12 protein-coding genes are annotated in these 13,796 nt (G+C 70.6%); 8 read left to right on the forward strand and 4 right to left on the reverse strand.

Annotated features, from left to right (window positions below; translation table 11 throughout):
- Positions 1-5: 5 nt before the first annotated feature.
- From trpB to CAURIS_RS11365, 5 genes are read left to right on the forward strand one after another with little or no spacing between them, the layout of a single operon-like run.
- Positions 6-1,256: a tryptophan synthase subunit beta gene (trpB, locus tag CAURIS_RS11345; protein ID WP_290342173.1), complete on the forward strand. Its 1,251-nt coding sequence runs from the start codon at positions 6-8 to the stop codon at positions 1,254-1,256.
- A 2-nt stretch (positions 1,257-1,258) separates the two neighbouring features.
- Positions 1,259-2,074: a tryptophan synthase subunit alpha gene (gene trpA, locus CAURIS_RS11350; protein ID WP_290342174.1), complete on the forward strand. Its 816-nt coding sequence runs from the start codon at positions 1,259-1,261 to the stop codon at positions 2,072-2,074.
- A gap of 19 nt (positions 2,075-2,093) precedes the next feature.
- Positions 2,094-2,468, forward strand: a complete 375-nt coding sequence (locus tag CAURIS_RS11355; protein ID WP_290342175.1) for a Rieske (2Fe-2S) protein — start codon at positions 2,094-2,096, stop codon at positions 2,466-2,468.
- 30 nt (positions 2,469-2,498) lie between these two features.
- Positions 2,499-3,461, forward strand: coding sequence for a bile acid:sodium symporter family protein (locus CAURIS_RS11360; RefSeq protein ID WP_290342176.1), 963 nt, complete (start codon positions 2,499-2,501; stop codon positions 3,459-3,461).
- Between the two features lie 19 nt (positions 3,462-3,480).
- On the forward strand, positions 3,481-3,798 hold the full coding sequence (locus tag CAURIS_RS11365; RefSeq protein ID WP_290342177.1) for a hypothetical protein: 318 nt from the start codon (positions 3,481-3,483) through the stop codon (positions 3,796-3,798).
- Between the two features lie 3 nt (positions 3,799-3,801).
- Here CAURIS_RS11365 and CAURIS_RS11370 read toward each other — a convergent pair whose 3' ends face one another.
- From CAURIS_RS11370 to CAURIS_RS11385, 4 genes are read right to left on the reverse strand one after another with little or no spacing between them, the layout of a single operon-like run.
- Positions 3,802-4,140 (reverse strand): branched-chain amino acid transporter permease, encoded by a 339-nt coding sequence (locus tag CAURIS_RS11370; protein WP_290342178.1) that lies wholly within the window; start codon positions 4,138-4,140, stop codon positions 3,802-3,804.
- Positions 4,141-4,854 carry an AzlC family ABC transporter permease gene (locus CAURIS_RS11375; RefSeq protein WP_290342179.1) on the reverse strand — a complete coding sequence of 238 codons (714 nt, stop codon included), beginning with the start codon at positions 4,852-4,854 and terminating at the stop codon, positions 4,141-4,143.
- Between the two features lie 10 nt (positions 4,855-4,864).
- Positions 4,865-5,473 (reverse strand): YqgE/AlgH family protein, encoded by a 609-nt coding sequence (locus CAURIS_RS11380; protein ID WP_290342180.1) that lies wholly within the window; start codon positions 5,471-5,473, stop codon positions 4,865-4,867.
- On the reverse strand, positions 5,466-6,932 hold the full coding sequence (locus CAURIS_RS11385) for a CCA tRNA nucleotidyltransferase (RefSeq protein ID WP_290343394.1): 1,467 nt from the start codon (positions 6,930-6,932) through the stop codon (positions 5,466-5,468). The genes CAURIS_RS11380 and CAURIS_RS11385 overlap by 8 nt, the downstream gene beginning before the upstream one ends.
- A gap of 121 nt (positions 6,933-7,053) precedes the next feature.
- Here CAURIS_RS11385 and CAURIS_RS11390 point away from each other — a divergent pair, with 121 nt between their 5' ends.
- The 3 genes from CAURIS_RS11390 to CAURIS_RS11400 are packed head-to-tail and all read left to right on the forward strand — an operon-like array spanning position 7,054 to position 13,791.
- Positions 7,054-7,845, forward strand: coding sequence for an NUDIX hydrolase (locus CAURIS_RS11390; protein WP_290342181.1), 792 nt, complete (start codon positions 7,054-7,056; stop codon positions 7,843-7,845).
- The gene (locus CAURIS_RS11395) at positions 7,842-10,379 is read left to right on the forward strand and encodes a hypothetical protein (RefSeq protein ID WP_290342182.1); all 2,538 of its coding nucleotides are present in this window, start codon (positions 7,842-7,844) and stop codon (positions 10,377-10,379) included. Before CAURIS_RS11390 ends, CAURIS_RS11395 begins: the two co-directional genes overlap by 4 nt.
- A 13-nt stretch (positions 10,380-10,392) precedes the next feature.
- Positions 10,393-13,791 (forward strand): murein biosynthesis integral membrane protein MurJ, encoded by a 3,399-nt coding sequence (locus tag CAURIS_RS11400; protein ID WP_290342184.1) that lies wholly within the window; start codon positions 10,393-10,395, stop codon positions 13,789-13,791.
- Positions 13,792-13,796: the final 5 nt, after the last annotated feature.

Genomic DNA, 13,796 nt, shown 5'->3' on the forward strand with positions numbered 1-13,796 from the left:
CAACCATGACTGATAACGCGCACGGCGGGCGGACCATCTTGCCCGCGTACTACGGCGAATTCGGCGGGCAGTACGTCCCCGAGTCGCTCCTTCCCGCCCTCGACCAGCTGGAGCGGGCATTCGTCGAGGCGTGGGAGGACCCCGCCTTCATGGCGGAGTACCGCGGGCTGCTGCGTGACTACCTCGGCCGGCCGACGCCGCTCACCGAGTGCCGCAACCTGCCGCGCGGCGACAGCCCCGCCCGGATCTTCCTCAAGCGCGAGGACCTCGTCCACGGCGGTGCCCACAAGACGAACCAGGTGATCGGGCAGGCGTTGCTGGCGAAGCAGATGGGCAAGAAGCGGATCATCGCCGAGACAGGCGCCGGCCAACACGGCACCGCGACCGCGCTGGCCTGCGCGCTGCTCGGGCTGGAGTGCGTGATCTACATGGGCATCAAAGACATGGCGCGGCAGGAGCCCAACGTCTTCCGCATGCGCCTCATGGGCGCCGAGGTCGTGGGGGTCGACTCAGGCTCGGGCACTCTGAAGGACGCCGTCAACGAGGCGCTGCGCGACTGGACGGCCACCTTCCACGAGTCCCACTACCTCCTGGGCACGGCGGCCGGGCCGCACCCCTTCCCGGTGATAGTCAAGGAGTTCCACCGGGTGATCTCCACCGAGGCGCGCGCACAGCTCCTCGAGCGCACCGGCACTCTGCCCGACGCCGTCGTGGCCTGCGTCGGTGGCGGCTCCAACGCGATCGGGATGTTCGCGGACTTCATTGACGATGAAGGCGTCGAGCTCATCGGCACCGAGCCCGGGGGAGAGGGCGTGGGCGTGGGCAGGCACGGGGCCGCCATCGCCGCGGGCACCGTCGGCATCCTCCACGGCACGCGTTCCTACCTCATGCGCGACGCCGATGGGCAGGTGGAGGAGTCCTATTCCATCTCCGCCGGGCTGGATTACCCGGCGGTGGGCCCCGAGCACGCCCACCTCGCCTCGACCGGGCGCGCGCAGTACGTGCCGGTGACCGACGAGGACGCGCTGCGGGCCTTCCAGCTGCTCTCCACCTACGAGGGCATCATCCCCGCGCTCGAGTCCTCGCACGCCCTGGCCTACGCTCTCGCGCGCGCCGAGCGGGCCACCGAGCCGGAAACCATCCTGGTCTCCCTTTCGGGGCGCGGCGACAAGGACGTCGAGCACGTGCGCGCCACACTCGACGAGCACCCCGACTGGATCATCGACACCGCCACCGCACGCGAGAGGAAGGACTAGACATGTCGCGCTACAAGGAAACATTCGCCGCGCTCAAAGACAAGGGGGAGGGCGCCTTCGTGCCCTTCCTCATGCTCGGCGACCCGAACCCGGACGACGCCCTCGAAGTCGTCCGCGCCGTCGTGGAGGCGGGCGCCGACGCCCTCGAGCTCGGCGTGCCCTTCTCGGACCCCGTCGCGGACGGCCCCAGCATCCAGAAGGCGCACATCCGCGCCCTCGAGAGCGGCTGCACCGTCGACGCGGCCCTTGAGCAGGTGCGCGCCATCCGCGCGGAGTTCCCCGACCTGCCCATCGGCATGCTCATCTACGCCAACGTGGCCTACGTGCGCGGCCTCGACTCCTTCTACCGCGAGTTCGCAGAGGCCGGGGCGGACAGCATTCTGCTTCCCGACGTCCCCGTGCGCGAGGGCGGGCCCTTCAGCGCCGCGGCCGGAAAACACGGCATCGACCCCATCTACATCGCCCCGGCCAAAGCCTCCGCAGCCACGCTCGAGGGGGTGGCGGCGCGCTCGCGCGGCTACATCTACGCCATCTCCCGCGACGGCGTGACCGGCACCGAGCGCGCCTCTTCCGTCGAGGGGCTGCGCGAGGTGGTCGACAACGTGGCGCGCTACGGCGGCGCGCCGGTGCTGCTCGGCTTCGGCATTTCCCGGCCGGAGCACGTGCGGGCGGCGATCCAGGCGGGCGCGGCCGGCGCGATCACGGGCTCGGCGATCGCCTCCATCATCGAGCGCCACACATCCGAGGGCGCGGACATGGAGGCGCTGAAAGAGGCGTTGCGCACATTTGTCTCCGAGATGAAGAACGCCACCCGCTAGCGCACTAGTATCAATGGCCATGACCTGCTCACGTCGTCTTTTCCTCATCGGTACCGCTTCCACCTTCGCAGGCGCCTTCCTCGCGGCCTGCGGGAGAGACCCCTCGGAGGAGGTGGCCAAGACGGAGGTCCCCGTCGGCAGCGCAGTCATCCTCGACCGCGTGATCATCGCGCAGCCGAACGAGGGCGAGTTCATCGCCTACTCCGCCAGCTGCCCCCACCAGTTCCAGAAGATTACCCAGGTGCAGGGCGACACGGTGCGCTGCACGGCCCACGGCTCGATCTTCAGCATCGCCGACGGCGAGGTCCTCGGCGGGCCCGCGATGCGGGGGATGCGCGAGATCAGCCTGCGCGAGGAGGGCGAGCGCCTCGTGGCCACAGACACGGAGGCGTAGCCGCGGGCGCGGGGTTCGTACACTAATCCCATGCCCGTACCTTCCTTCCTCAAAGACCTCCTCGTCCAGGGGATCCTCGTCGCCATCGTGCTGGCGGTGCTGCTGCCCGCCCGCGGCACCTTTGCCGAGGTGTTCGACATCGCCACCAAGGTGGCCATCGCCCTGCTGTTCTTCCTCTACGGCGCGCGCCTGTCCACGCGCGAAGCCCTGCGCGGGCTGACCCACTGGAAGCTGCACCTGGTCATCCTCGGCTTCACCTTCCTCGTCTACCCGCTTATTGGCCTGGCGCTGCGCCCGACGACGGCGTTCATTTCCGACCAGCTCTACCAGGGCATCCTCTACGCCATGCTCGTGCCCTCCACGGTGCAGTCCTCCGTGGCGCTGACGGGCATCGCGCGCGGCAACGTCTCCGGCGCGGTCGTCGCCGCGAGCCTGTCGAGCATGGTGGGCGTCCTTGTCACTCCGCTGCTTGTCATGCTGCTCATGGGCGCGGGGGAGGGCATTCATGTCGACGCCACCGTCTTCCTCAACATCGGGTTGCAGCTGCTACTGCCCTTCGTGCTCGGCCAAGTCGCGCACAACCTCGTCCCGCGGGCCGGAGAGATCGCCGGAGCGAGGGCCACGAAGATCGTCGACCGCGGGTCGATCTGGATGGTTGTCTACGCCGCCTTCTCGCAGGGCGTCGTCTCGGGGGTCTGGGGCGAGGTGCAGGTCTGGGAGATCGTCCTCCTCGTTGTCCTCGCCTTCCTGCTCGTCTACGTCATGCTCGGCCTCACCAAGGTCACCGCGAACGCCCTGAGCTTCTCCTACCGGGACCGCGTGGCCATCCAGATGTGCGGGACGCAGAAGTCGCTGGCCGCCGGCCTGCCGATGGCCAGCGTCATCTTCGGCGGGGCGTCGCTCGGCATCCTCATCGTGCCGCTCATGATCTACCACCTGGTCCAGCTCATCGTCTGCTCGGCGAAGGCGGCGCGCTACGCTCGTCAGGAGTAAGCACGCCAGCGATAAGGAGATGTTTCACGTGAAACACTACGTCCGCATCCTCTACGAGGTGCCCGACCTCGGGGCCCAGCTGCTCAACGTCGCCGAGCTGGAGGAGATCTCGCCCGCGCAGTGCACCATGGTGCGGATGATTGAGCTCGACCCCGCCGAGACCATCACCGGGGCCTACGCTAAGGGGCGCGTTCACGGCCAGGCGAACGAGCCGGCCGAGGTCGTGCCTCACCCGGACTCCTACGCCGCCTTCGACGGGATCACCGCGACCGAGCTCAGCGCCGAAGAGTTCGAGGGACTCTGGGCCGACGCGCGGGCGAAGTTCCCCTCGCTGTAGCGGCTAAAACACGAGGTTCACCAGCGCCATATAGAACAGCGTCCCGGTGAACACGGATAGGGCGGCCGAGCGCCGCCAGGCGTGCACCGCCAACGTGAAGGCCACCGCGATGAGGGCGGCGGCGATGCCCCCGGGCAGGACTTGGGCGTCGAGAAGCGTGTAGACGACGAGCACCGTCATCACCCCGACGGGCATGTACGCGCCGAGGAACTCGGTCAGCGGGCTGCCCTTGAACAGGCGCAGGAAGGGGAAGGGGAGCGCACGCAGGGCGAGCGTGACCAGGCCGACGGGGATGAGCACAGCCGCGACCGCGGCCAAAGAGACCCCATCAGGCAGACCCATTTACCGCACCTCCCAGCGCAAGGCGTTGTCCACGCGCGGCACCCAGAAGCGCACGAGCAGGAGCACGAAGTACGCGCTCAGCGCCACCATGAGCACGTTGGCGGGGGTGAGCAGGGCGCACAGCGCCCCGATCCCCCCGGCGATCAGCACCGCGGAGATGTCCCGTGAGGACACAAACGCCTCGTAGGCCAGAACGACGAACAGGGCGGTGAGGGCGAAGCCCAGGCCCTCCAGGTCCTCCGGCAGGGCGCGCCCCGAGACCGCGCCGAGGGTACTCGAGGCCACCCAGATCGCCTGGCACATGATCTGGGTGGTCAAAAGCCACGTCCCGGAGCGGACGGGGCGCACGGAGGCGATGGCGTAGGCTTCGTCGATCAGCGCGTAGGTGGAGTACGCCTTGCCCAGCGGCGAGGAAATCAGGTGGCGCGGATAGGTCAGGCCGTAAAAAATGTGGCGGAAGTTCACCATAAAACCCGTCACCAGCGCTGACAGGGGGCCGACGCCGCTCAAGATCATGTTGAGCGCGAGAAACTCCATCGAACCGGCGTAAATGACGATGGAGAAGATCGGGGCCCACCACCACGCGAAACCCGACTGCGTGATCAGCAGGCCGAGCGCGAGACCCAGCGGGATCAGGCCGAAGGCGACGGGCCAGGCGTCCCTAACGCCGGCGCGGATCTCGCCGCCGCGGGAAGCCCCGGCGGAAGTGTTCATGGCGGGCTCCCTAGCTGTCCTGGATGTCGGCGGGAAACGTGGAAAAAAGAGGCAGGGGCATTGCTTGGCGACGCATCACGTCGCCCCACAGATCCGCCGCGGCGGGCGCCACCACGTCCGAGGGCAGCGCGGGGGCGACGAACCAATCGCCGCGCTCGATCTCCCCGTCGAGCTGCCCCGGCTCCCACTGCGCGGTGCCCACGAAGATACGCACCCCCTCAAGCGCGTCGCCCACCTCGAGCGGGTGGGCGTGCAGGTCCAGGTGAACCAGGCGGTTGGCCAGCCGGGTGAACTGCGAGTACTCCTCGATGGCCACGCCGTTTTTGGTCACGCCCACCGCCACGCCGGCCTGGGGGCGCACCGGCCCGCCGAGGTAGAGCGCGCGCGGCGCGGCCACGAGCGCCTCCCACTCGGGCAGCACGTTCTGCACCGCCACGTCGGTGCGCCGGTTGAGCACCACCCCCAGCGTCCCGGCGGCGGAGTGCCCAAGGACGAGCACGACGGTGCGCGCGAACTCATCGGAGCCCATCCCGGGCGCCGCGACGAGAAGCGAGCCGGCCTCGGGCTCGCTGCGCTCCAGCGCGTTGAACAGTCGATCGGCGTAGAAGAACTCAGGCATTTTCGGCCTCCCACCACTTCTTCAGCTCGGCCACGGCCTCCTCGTGGTCCAGCTCGCCGCGCTCGAGGCGCAGCTCCTTCATGTGCGACCAGGCCCGGCCCACCGCAGGCCCCGGCTCCAGCCCGAGGATCTCCATGATCTCGTTGCCGTCGAGGTCGGGGCGCACCCGCGCGAGATCCTCCTTGGCGGCGAGCTCCGCGATGCGCTCCTCGAGGTGGTCGTAGGAGCGCTGGAGGCGGCGCGCCTTCTTCGGGTTTCGCGTGGTGCAGTCCGCGCGCACCAGCTTGTTCAGCCGCGGCAGCAGCTCGCCGGCGTCGGTGACGTAGCGGCGCACCGCCGAGTCCGTCCACTGGCCCTCGCCGAAGCCGTGGAAGCGCATGTGCAGATACACCAGCTGGCCCACGTCCTCCACGACGTGCTTGGGGTACTTCAGCTTGCGCATCCGCTTGCGCGCCATCTTGGCGCCCACGACCTCGTGGTGGTGGAAGCTCACCCCGCCTCCTTCCTTCACCGCGCGGGTGTCGGGCTTGCCGATGTCGTGCAAGAGCGCCGCCCACCGCAGCTTCAGGTCGGGGCCCTCCTCCTCGAGCTCGGTGGCCTGGCGCAGCACCGTCAGCGAGTGGCGGTAGACGTCCTTGTGCTGCATGTGCTCATCCATCTCCAGGCGCAGGGCCGGTACCTCGGGCAGCACGACCTCGGCGAGGCCCGTCTCCACCAGCAGGTCCATGCCCGCCCAGGGGCGCGCGCCCAGCATGAGCTTGTCCAGTTCCGCCTGGACGCGCTCGGCGGTAATCCGCCCGATCTCGGGCGCCATCGCCTCCATCGCCTCGCGCACGCGGTCGGCCACCGCGAAATCGAGCTGGGAGACGAAACGGGCGGCGCGCAGCATGCGCAGCGGGTCGTCGCGGAAGGACACCTCGGGCGCCTGCGGCGTATCCAGGCGGCGGTGCAGGACGTCGTCGATGCCGCCGACTGGGTCGTGGAAGCGCGGCGCCAGTGTGCCGTCGTCAAGCGAAAGCTCGATGGCCATCGCGTTGCAGGCGAAGTCGCGGCGCACCAGGTCGCCTTCGAGCGAGTCGCCGAAGGTGACCTCCGGGTTGCGGGTCACGCCGTCGTACAGGTCGGAGCGAAACGTCGTGATCTCCACCTGCTGGCCCCGCAGCACCGCCGAGACCGTGCCAAACTCGATGCCGGTGTCCCACACCTTCTCGCCCCACGCCTCGAGCACCTCGCGGATCACCCCGGGCCGGGCGGAGGTGGTGAAGTCGAGGTCGTTGCCGAGGCGGCCCAGCATCGCGTCGCGCACCGGCCCCCCGACGAGGTAGAGAGACTCGCCCTTCTCCGCGAACCGCGCCGCCAGGGGCTCGAGCACGCCTGCGAGCTTCTCGACGGCCCGCTGCGCCCGCGCCAGCAACGCCTCGCGCGCAAACGGGTCAGCCGGATCGGGCAGGTCAAACACGGGTGCGTAGTTATCTCGGTTGTCTGGCGTTGTCACCCCCACCACCTTACCCGGCCAAAACGCCCCTCCCGACAGCCCTGTTAAATACCACAAAAGCACGTGGGGGGATACGATGTAGCGAATGAGTGAGACAACGAGGCCCAGCTCGGGCGACTCCGGCAGCCCGAAGGGCGAGGGTCCCCGCAGGCGCGGACGGCGCCGCCGCGGGTCTCGTCCTGCCGGAAAAGCCCAATCCGGAAAGGCACAGTCCGGAAAGGCACAGTCTGGGAAGGCACAGTCTGGGAAGGCACAGTCCGGAAGGTCACAGGCCGGGAAAAACGCCAGGAAAGGGAAGAGGAAAAGGAGCGACTCGCCCCGCGGGCGCTCCCCGCGCTCCGTGCAGCGTCGGCCCCAGCGCGCGGACTCCGCGATGGAAACGCGCGACGAGACGTCGGCAGGCGGGCTCGTTGTCTCCGGCATGGCCGAAGCGGTCGGGCCCGGCGGGAAGGTCGACCTCTCGCGCATCTACGTCGCGCTGATCGGCCGGCTGGACAAGCGCGGGCGCCTGCTGTGGTCCATGCCGAAGGGCCACGTCGAGGCGGGGGAGCACCAGTGGACCACCGCCGAGCGGGAGGTATGGGAGGAAACCGGGATCTCCGGGGAGGCCTTCGAAACCCTCGGCGTGATCGACTACTGGTTCGTCTCCGAGGGGGTGCGCATCCACAAGACGGTGCACCACAACCTGCTGCGCTACGTCGACGGGGTGCTCAACGACGAAGACCCGGAGGTCACCGAGGTGGCCTGGGTGCCGATGAGCGGGCTCATCGAGCACCTCGCGTACGCCGACGAGCGCAAGCTCGCCCGCATCGCGCACGACCGCATGCCCGCGCTGGCCAGAAAGGAAGCCAAAGCCGGAAGGGCGACCCCCCGATGAGGCGCGCGCCCCGGGTGTGCGCCGCCGCCCTGGCAGGCGCCCTCACCTTTGCCCTCGTCCCCGCCGCCGGGGGCATCGCCATCCCCACCAACCCGGACAACCCCGCGGTGGCGGAGCTGTGGGTCAACCCCAACATCCGGCCGGGGGAGGGCGAGCGCGCCACCGTCGAACTCGTCGCCGGGCCCGAATCCATCGCCGCCCACGACCCAGTGAACGTCACGCTGCGGGTCACCAACACCTCCAACGACACGCTGACCGGCCTGAGCGTGACCCCCCGGCGCGGGCCCGCCACCGGCTCGCCCGAGGATCAGCGGGCCGCGGCGATCGCCGATATCGGCGAGTACTCGGTGGTGGGGCGCCCGAGGGACGTCGATAAGCAACTGGCCCCGGGCGAGAGCACGGAGCTGGACCTGGAAATCCTCGAGGACGAGCTGCCGCTGCCGGGCCTGGCCACCTACCCGCTCATGTTCGCCCTGGCCGATGAGGCGGAGGTGCTGGACACGGAGCGCTTCCACCTCGACGTGCACGGCGAAGACGCCGGGCCCGCGCCCGGGCTCACCGCGCTGTTCCCGCTGTCCGCCCCCATCGACATCGTGCCCGGCGAAACGGGCCAGGCCCCGGAGACCCCGCCGCTGGTCCTCGCCTCGGAGAGCCTCGCCGGCGAACTCGCCGAGGGCGGGCGGCTGAGCTCGCTACTCGACGTCTACGACCACGCCACCTCCGACCCCGCCGTCGCCTCCGCGACCTGCCTCGCCATCGACCCGGCGCTCGTGGACACCGCCGAGCGGATGTCGCGCGGCTACACCGTCGCCCCGACGCGCCCCGACATCGCGCAGGAACCCCAGCGCCTGCGCGACAGCTGGGGCAGCGACACCGCGACCCCGGACGGGGAGGCGGGCCGCGGCAGCGCGGACGCTCAAGCCTGGCTGGAGCGGCTTGCCGCCATCGCCGCCGAGCGCTGCATCCTCGCTTTACCCTGGGCGAATGCTGACCTCAACGCCGTGGCGCGCACCGGCGACGTGTGGCTCATGCGCGAAGCCGTCGAGCGCGGGCCCTTCACCTTAGGCCGCGTCCTCGACGCCACCGGTCTGCTCAACGTCGTGCTCCCCGCGGCCGGCTACGTCGACGCGGAGGCCGCGCCCGGTGTGGGCTGGGCCGATCACATGCGTTCGACCGTCCCCACCGGCGGCATGAGCGGGGCGTGGGACGCGGGCCAGGCGCAGGCGGGGACCGGGGCGAGCCGGCGCGTCGAGGGCGAGCAGCGCACCACCCTCGACCGCCAGGACCTGCCCGGCGCGGGCGGGGTAGCGGCGCCCGAACCGCAACAACCGGTGCGGGCGCTCGTCGCCTCCGGCACCGTCGGCGGCGCCGAGGAGGACCGCTTCGCGTGGCTCGCCCCGGGCGTGCTGGCCGTGGAGTACCAGGACGCTCTCGCCTCCACGCTGGCGGAGGTCGGGCCGCACCCGGAGACCACCGGCTACTCACGCCCGTGGCTGCGCTCCACCCTCGAGGACGACTCGCCGGCCGCCCGGGCCATCAACGCCGCTTCCGGCGTGCGCCTGGCCGTGCGCGCCTCCCGCTTCGCGGCGGGGGAGGGCGCGCCGGAGCCCGTCCTGGTCAACCCCCCGGCCTCCTGGGACCCGGCTTCGGCCGCGACGATCATGGAGGCGGTGCGTAACCTGGTGGCCACCACCGCCTGGCCCATGACCCTAAGCGATTACCTGGCCGCGCCAGCCCAGGTTCCGGCGGCCACGTCGTCCGGCAGCCCGCACCCCGACCCGACCGTCTACGCGGACTCCGAGATCCTCGCGGCCGGCCAGCAGGCCAGCTTTATCAACGACCTGTCGGCCCTCCTCGTCGACGACCCCGCGATCACCCTGACCCGCTACGAGGCGACGCTCCCGCTGCGCCGCGACCTGCTCGTCGCGCTCGGCGCCACGGGGCGGCGCTCGCGCGAGTTCTACCCGGCGGCAGAAAGGGCGACGCGGGAGCGCCTGGCGGGCAGCCGGGACATGCTGAACACGCTGCGCTCCTCCGTGACCCTCATCCCGCCCGGCAACGTCTACACCCGCGCGTCCTCGTCCTCCCCGCTGGTCATCGTGGCCCAAAACGGGCTGCCGCTGCCGGTGGACACCCAGATCCTCTACACGGGCCCCGAAGGGGCGCGGCTGCACGTGCCGCAGACACTGCGCATTCCCGCCCGCGGCTCGTACACGGTGCAGATGACGGCCGACCTGCCCGATGACGCGCCCACCAACCTGCAGCTCTTCCTCGCTTCGCCGAACAGCGTGCCCATCTCCCAGCCCGTCGACATTTCGGTGCGCACCGTCGGCATCGAGACCCGCGGCCGGGTCATCCTCGGCGCGCTGGCAGTGGCGTTGGCCATGCTCCTGCTGTTCACCGTGGGCCGCAGGCGCCGCGCGCGCGGGCCGACCTCGCTGCCGCCTCCCGGCAACGGCCGCCACACTGAGCCAGACATCAGGCACAACACCCGCGAACCGCCGGCGCCACCGCGTGGCCCGGAGACACCTTAGGAGAAGCCCCACCGTGACCCCCCAGGAACCGCACGAGCCCCGGGCCGGCCTCCGGAGCCGCATCGTCACCCCCGCGCCTCCGGCACCCGTGCCCGCCCCGCGCGAGAAGAAGCCGACCCCGGAGGAGGCCGCGGGGGAGGACCGCTCCGCGCTGACCGTCAGCCCCTCCGGCGAAACGCTCGTGACCCCTCCCGACGCCGACACGGCGGCGGGGCAGGAGACGACTAACGCCGATGTGGTGCGCTCCACCGGCTCGATGGCCGTGGCGACGCTCATCTCGCGTATCACCGGCTTCATCCGCACCGTCCTCATCGGCGCTGCCCTCGGCGGGCCGGTGGCCTCGGCGTTCAACACCGCGAACAACCTTCCCAACCTCATCACCGAGATCGTGCTGGGCTCCGTGCTCACCGCCCTCGTGGTGCCGGTGCTGGTGCGCGCGGAGAAGGAGGACGCCGACCACGGCGTCGCCTTCATCCGCCGCCTCTTCACGCTGACGCTGACGCTGATGACGGTGGCCACGCTCATCGCCGTCGCCGCCGCGCCCGTGCTCACGCGCATCATGCTTGACGACGACGGCCGCGTCAACGTCGTCCAGGCCACCTCGTTTGCCTACCTGCTGCTGCCGCAGATCTTCTTCTACGGCATGTTCTCGCTGTTCATGGCCATCCTGAACACGAAGTCCCACTTCCGCCCCGGCGCGTGGGCGCCGGTGGCCAACAACGTCGTCTCCATCGCGGTGCTCCTGCTGTACATGCTCGTGCCCGGCCAGCTCAACCCGGCGGCGCCCGCGGCGGTGAACAACCCGCACGTGCTGCTCCTCGGCCTGGGCACCACGCTCGGCGTCGTGGTGCAGTGCCTGATCATGCTGCCCGCCCTGCGCCGCCTCGGCGTGGACCTGCGCCCGCTGTGGGGGATCGATGACCGCCTCAAGGCCTTCGGCACGATGGCCCTGGCGATCATCACCTACGTGGCCATCAGCCAGCTCGGCTACGTGGTGACCACCCGCATCGCCTCCGTCGCCGACGGCAACGCCCCCTTCATCTACCAGCAGCACTGGATGCTCTTGCAGGTGCCCTACGGCGTCATCGGGGTCACACTGCTCACGGCGATCATGCCGCGCCTGTCGCGCAACGCCGCCGACGGCGACCACCAGGCCGTGGTGCGCGACCTGACCCTGGGCACGCAGCTGACGTTCATCGCGCTCATCCCAATGATCGTGTTCATGACGGCGCTCGGCCCCGACATCGGCCACGCCCTGTTCGCCTACGGCAACTTCGACGCGGATCAGGCCCGCACCCTCGGCCTGACGGTGAGCTTCTCCGCGTTCACTCTCATCCCCTACGCGCTGGTCATGCTCCACCTGCGCGTGTTCTACGCCCGCGAAGAGGCCTGGACCCCCACGTTCATCATCGCCGGCATCACCGCCACCAAGGTCGTCCTGAGCTACCTGGCCCCCTTCGTGGCGCAGTCGCCGCAGAACGTGGTGGTGCTGCTCGGTACGGCCAATGGCTTCGGCTTCATCGCCGGCGCCGTCATCGGCGCCTTCCTGCTCAAGCGCAAGCTGGGCACCCTGGAGGCGCCGGCGGTGCTGCGCACGACGGGGTGGGCGGCAGGCTCCTCCGCCGTCGGCATCGCCGCGACGTTCGTGCTGCGCTTCCTCGTGCGCGACGTCGCCGGGCTCGACCTCGCCGTCGGCTTCGGCAACCTCATCGGCGCTCCCTCCATCGGCTTCCTCGTCGAAATCGCCGTGCTGGGCCTGACCTTCCTCATCATCACGGGCCTGGTGCTGTCGCGCTCGCGCCTGCCCGAGGTGCAAAACCTCGGCCGCGCCCTGGCCCGCATCCCGGGCCTGAGCCGACTCATCCGCTACGACGAGGACAAGGCCATCGAGGTCGGCGAGGTCGACCCGCGCGACCTGTCCAACCAGTTCCTCGCCGGCGATACCTTCAACGCCTCCCCGGTGCCGCCGCCGATGTCCGCCGGCGTAGTCCGCGGACCCCGCCTGGTGCCCGGCGCCTCCGTCTCCGACGGGCGCTTCCGCCTCATCCGCGACCACGGCGCCACGACGGGGGCGCGCTTCTGGCAGGCCCGCGAGGTGGCCACCGACCGCATGGTCGCGCTGACCTTCGTGGACACCACGGGCACCGCCCCGCTCGCCCCGGCCACGCCCCGCCAGGCGGCGATCGACGCCGCCGGCGTGGCCCGCCGCACCCGCAAGCTCGCGGAGCTTGAGCACCCGGCGCTCGCCGAGAACATCCAGATCCTGTCCTACCGTTCGGGCGCGCTCGTCGTCGCCGACTGGATCCCCGGGGCGACGTTGAAGGACGTCGCGGAATCCGGCCAGACCCTCCACCCCGAGGCCGTCGCGCACGCCCTCGCCCCGCTTGCCGACGCCATCGGGGCCGCCCACGAGGACAAGGTGCCCTTCGGCCTGGACAACCGCAACCGCCTTCGCGTGTCCACCGACGGCGTCGTGCGCCTCGCCTTCCCCGCCGTGTTGCCCGACGCCTCCGCCGAGGAGGACGCCGGCGCTCTCGCCTCCGCGCTGGCCCTGCTCACCAGCGACGTCAGCTCCACCGAGCTTGACGAGGTCAGCGCCGCAACGCGCGAACTCGCCGAAGCCCCCTCCGCCGCCCCGGAAGACTTCCGCTCGATCGCCGCGACCCTGGAGGCGATCGGCTCCGGTACGGCGGGCGAGGCCGAGGAGGACGGGGAGCGGCCCGCCCCGGAGCCCGGCGTGCACGATCTGAGCGAGGCCGTCGAGGCGGAGCAGGGCGAGCCGGAGCCCGACCCGGAGGCTCTCTCCGGGGGCTTCGGGCGCGAGGCCTACCGGCCCGCTTCGCTGCTGCTCATCCTCGCGCTCGTCATCGGCGCCGTCGTCGTCGTCGCGGCGCTGACGGCCTACCTCATCGGGGTGATCGGCGGTTCCAACCCCGGCTCGCCGGTGAGCACCGAGTCGGTCGAACAGGCAGAAGACCAGGTCGAGGACCAGGTAGAAGACGCCGCCGCCGGCGGCCCCGCGGTCATCGTCGCCCCGCTCGCCGCGACTGTGTGGAACGACCCCTCGGGGGAGGAGGTCGACGAGGTCGTCGACGGCGACCGTGCCACGACGTGGACCACCGACACGGGCACGGGGCTGGAGCTGCGCTACGAGGGGCCCTTCACGCTCGAGCAGGTGATCGTGGACACCGTCGCCGGCGGCGACTACTTCGCCCTGTTCGCCCTGCCGGAGGGCGCCGCGGACCAGAGCGATTTCGACGGGCTTCCTGAGCTGGGCCGAAGCGCGCTGCGCGGCGGGCAGCAGGGCGTGGACATAGAGGAAGGTGCCCGCCTCGACGGGGTCGTGCTGTGGCTGCCCCAGAACGTCACGGTGCGCGAGGTGACCCTCATCGGGCACACGTTCCCCGAATAAGCGCA

Source organism: Corynebacterium auris (assembly GCF_030408575.1).
Taxonomy (GTDB): domain Bacteria; phylum Actinomycetota; class Actinomycetes; order Mycobacteriales; family Mycobacteriaceae; genus Corynebacterium; species Corynebacterium auris.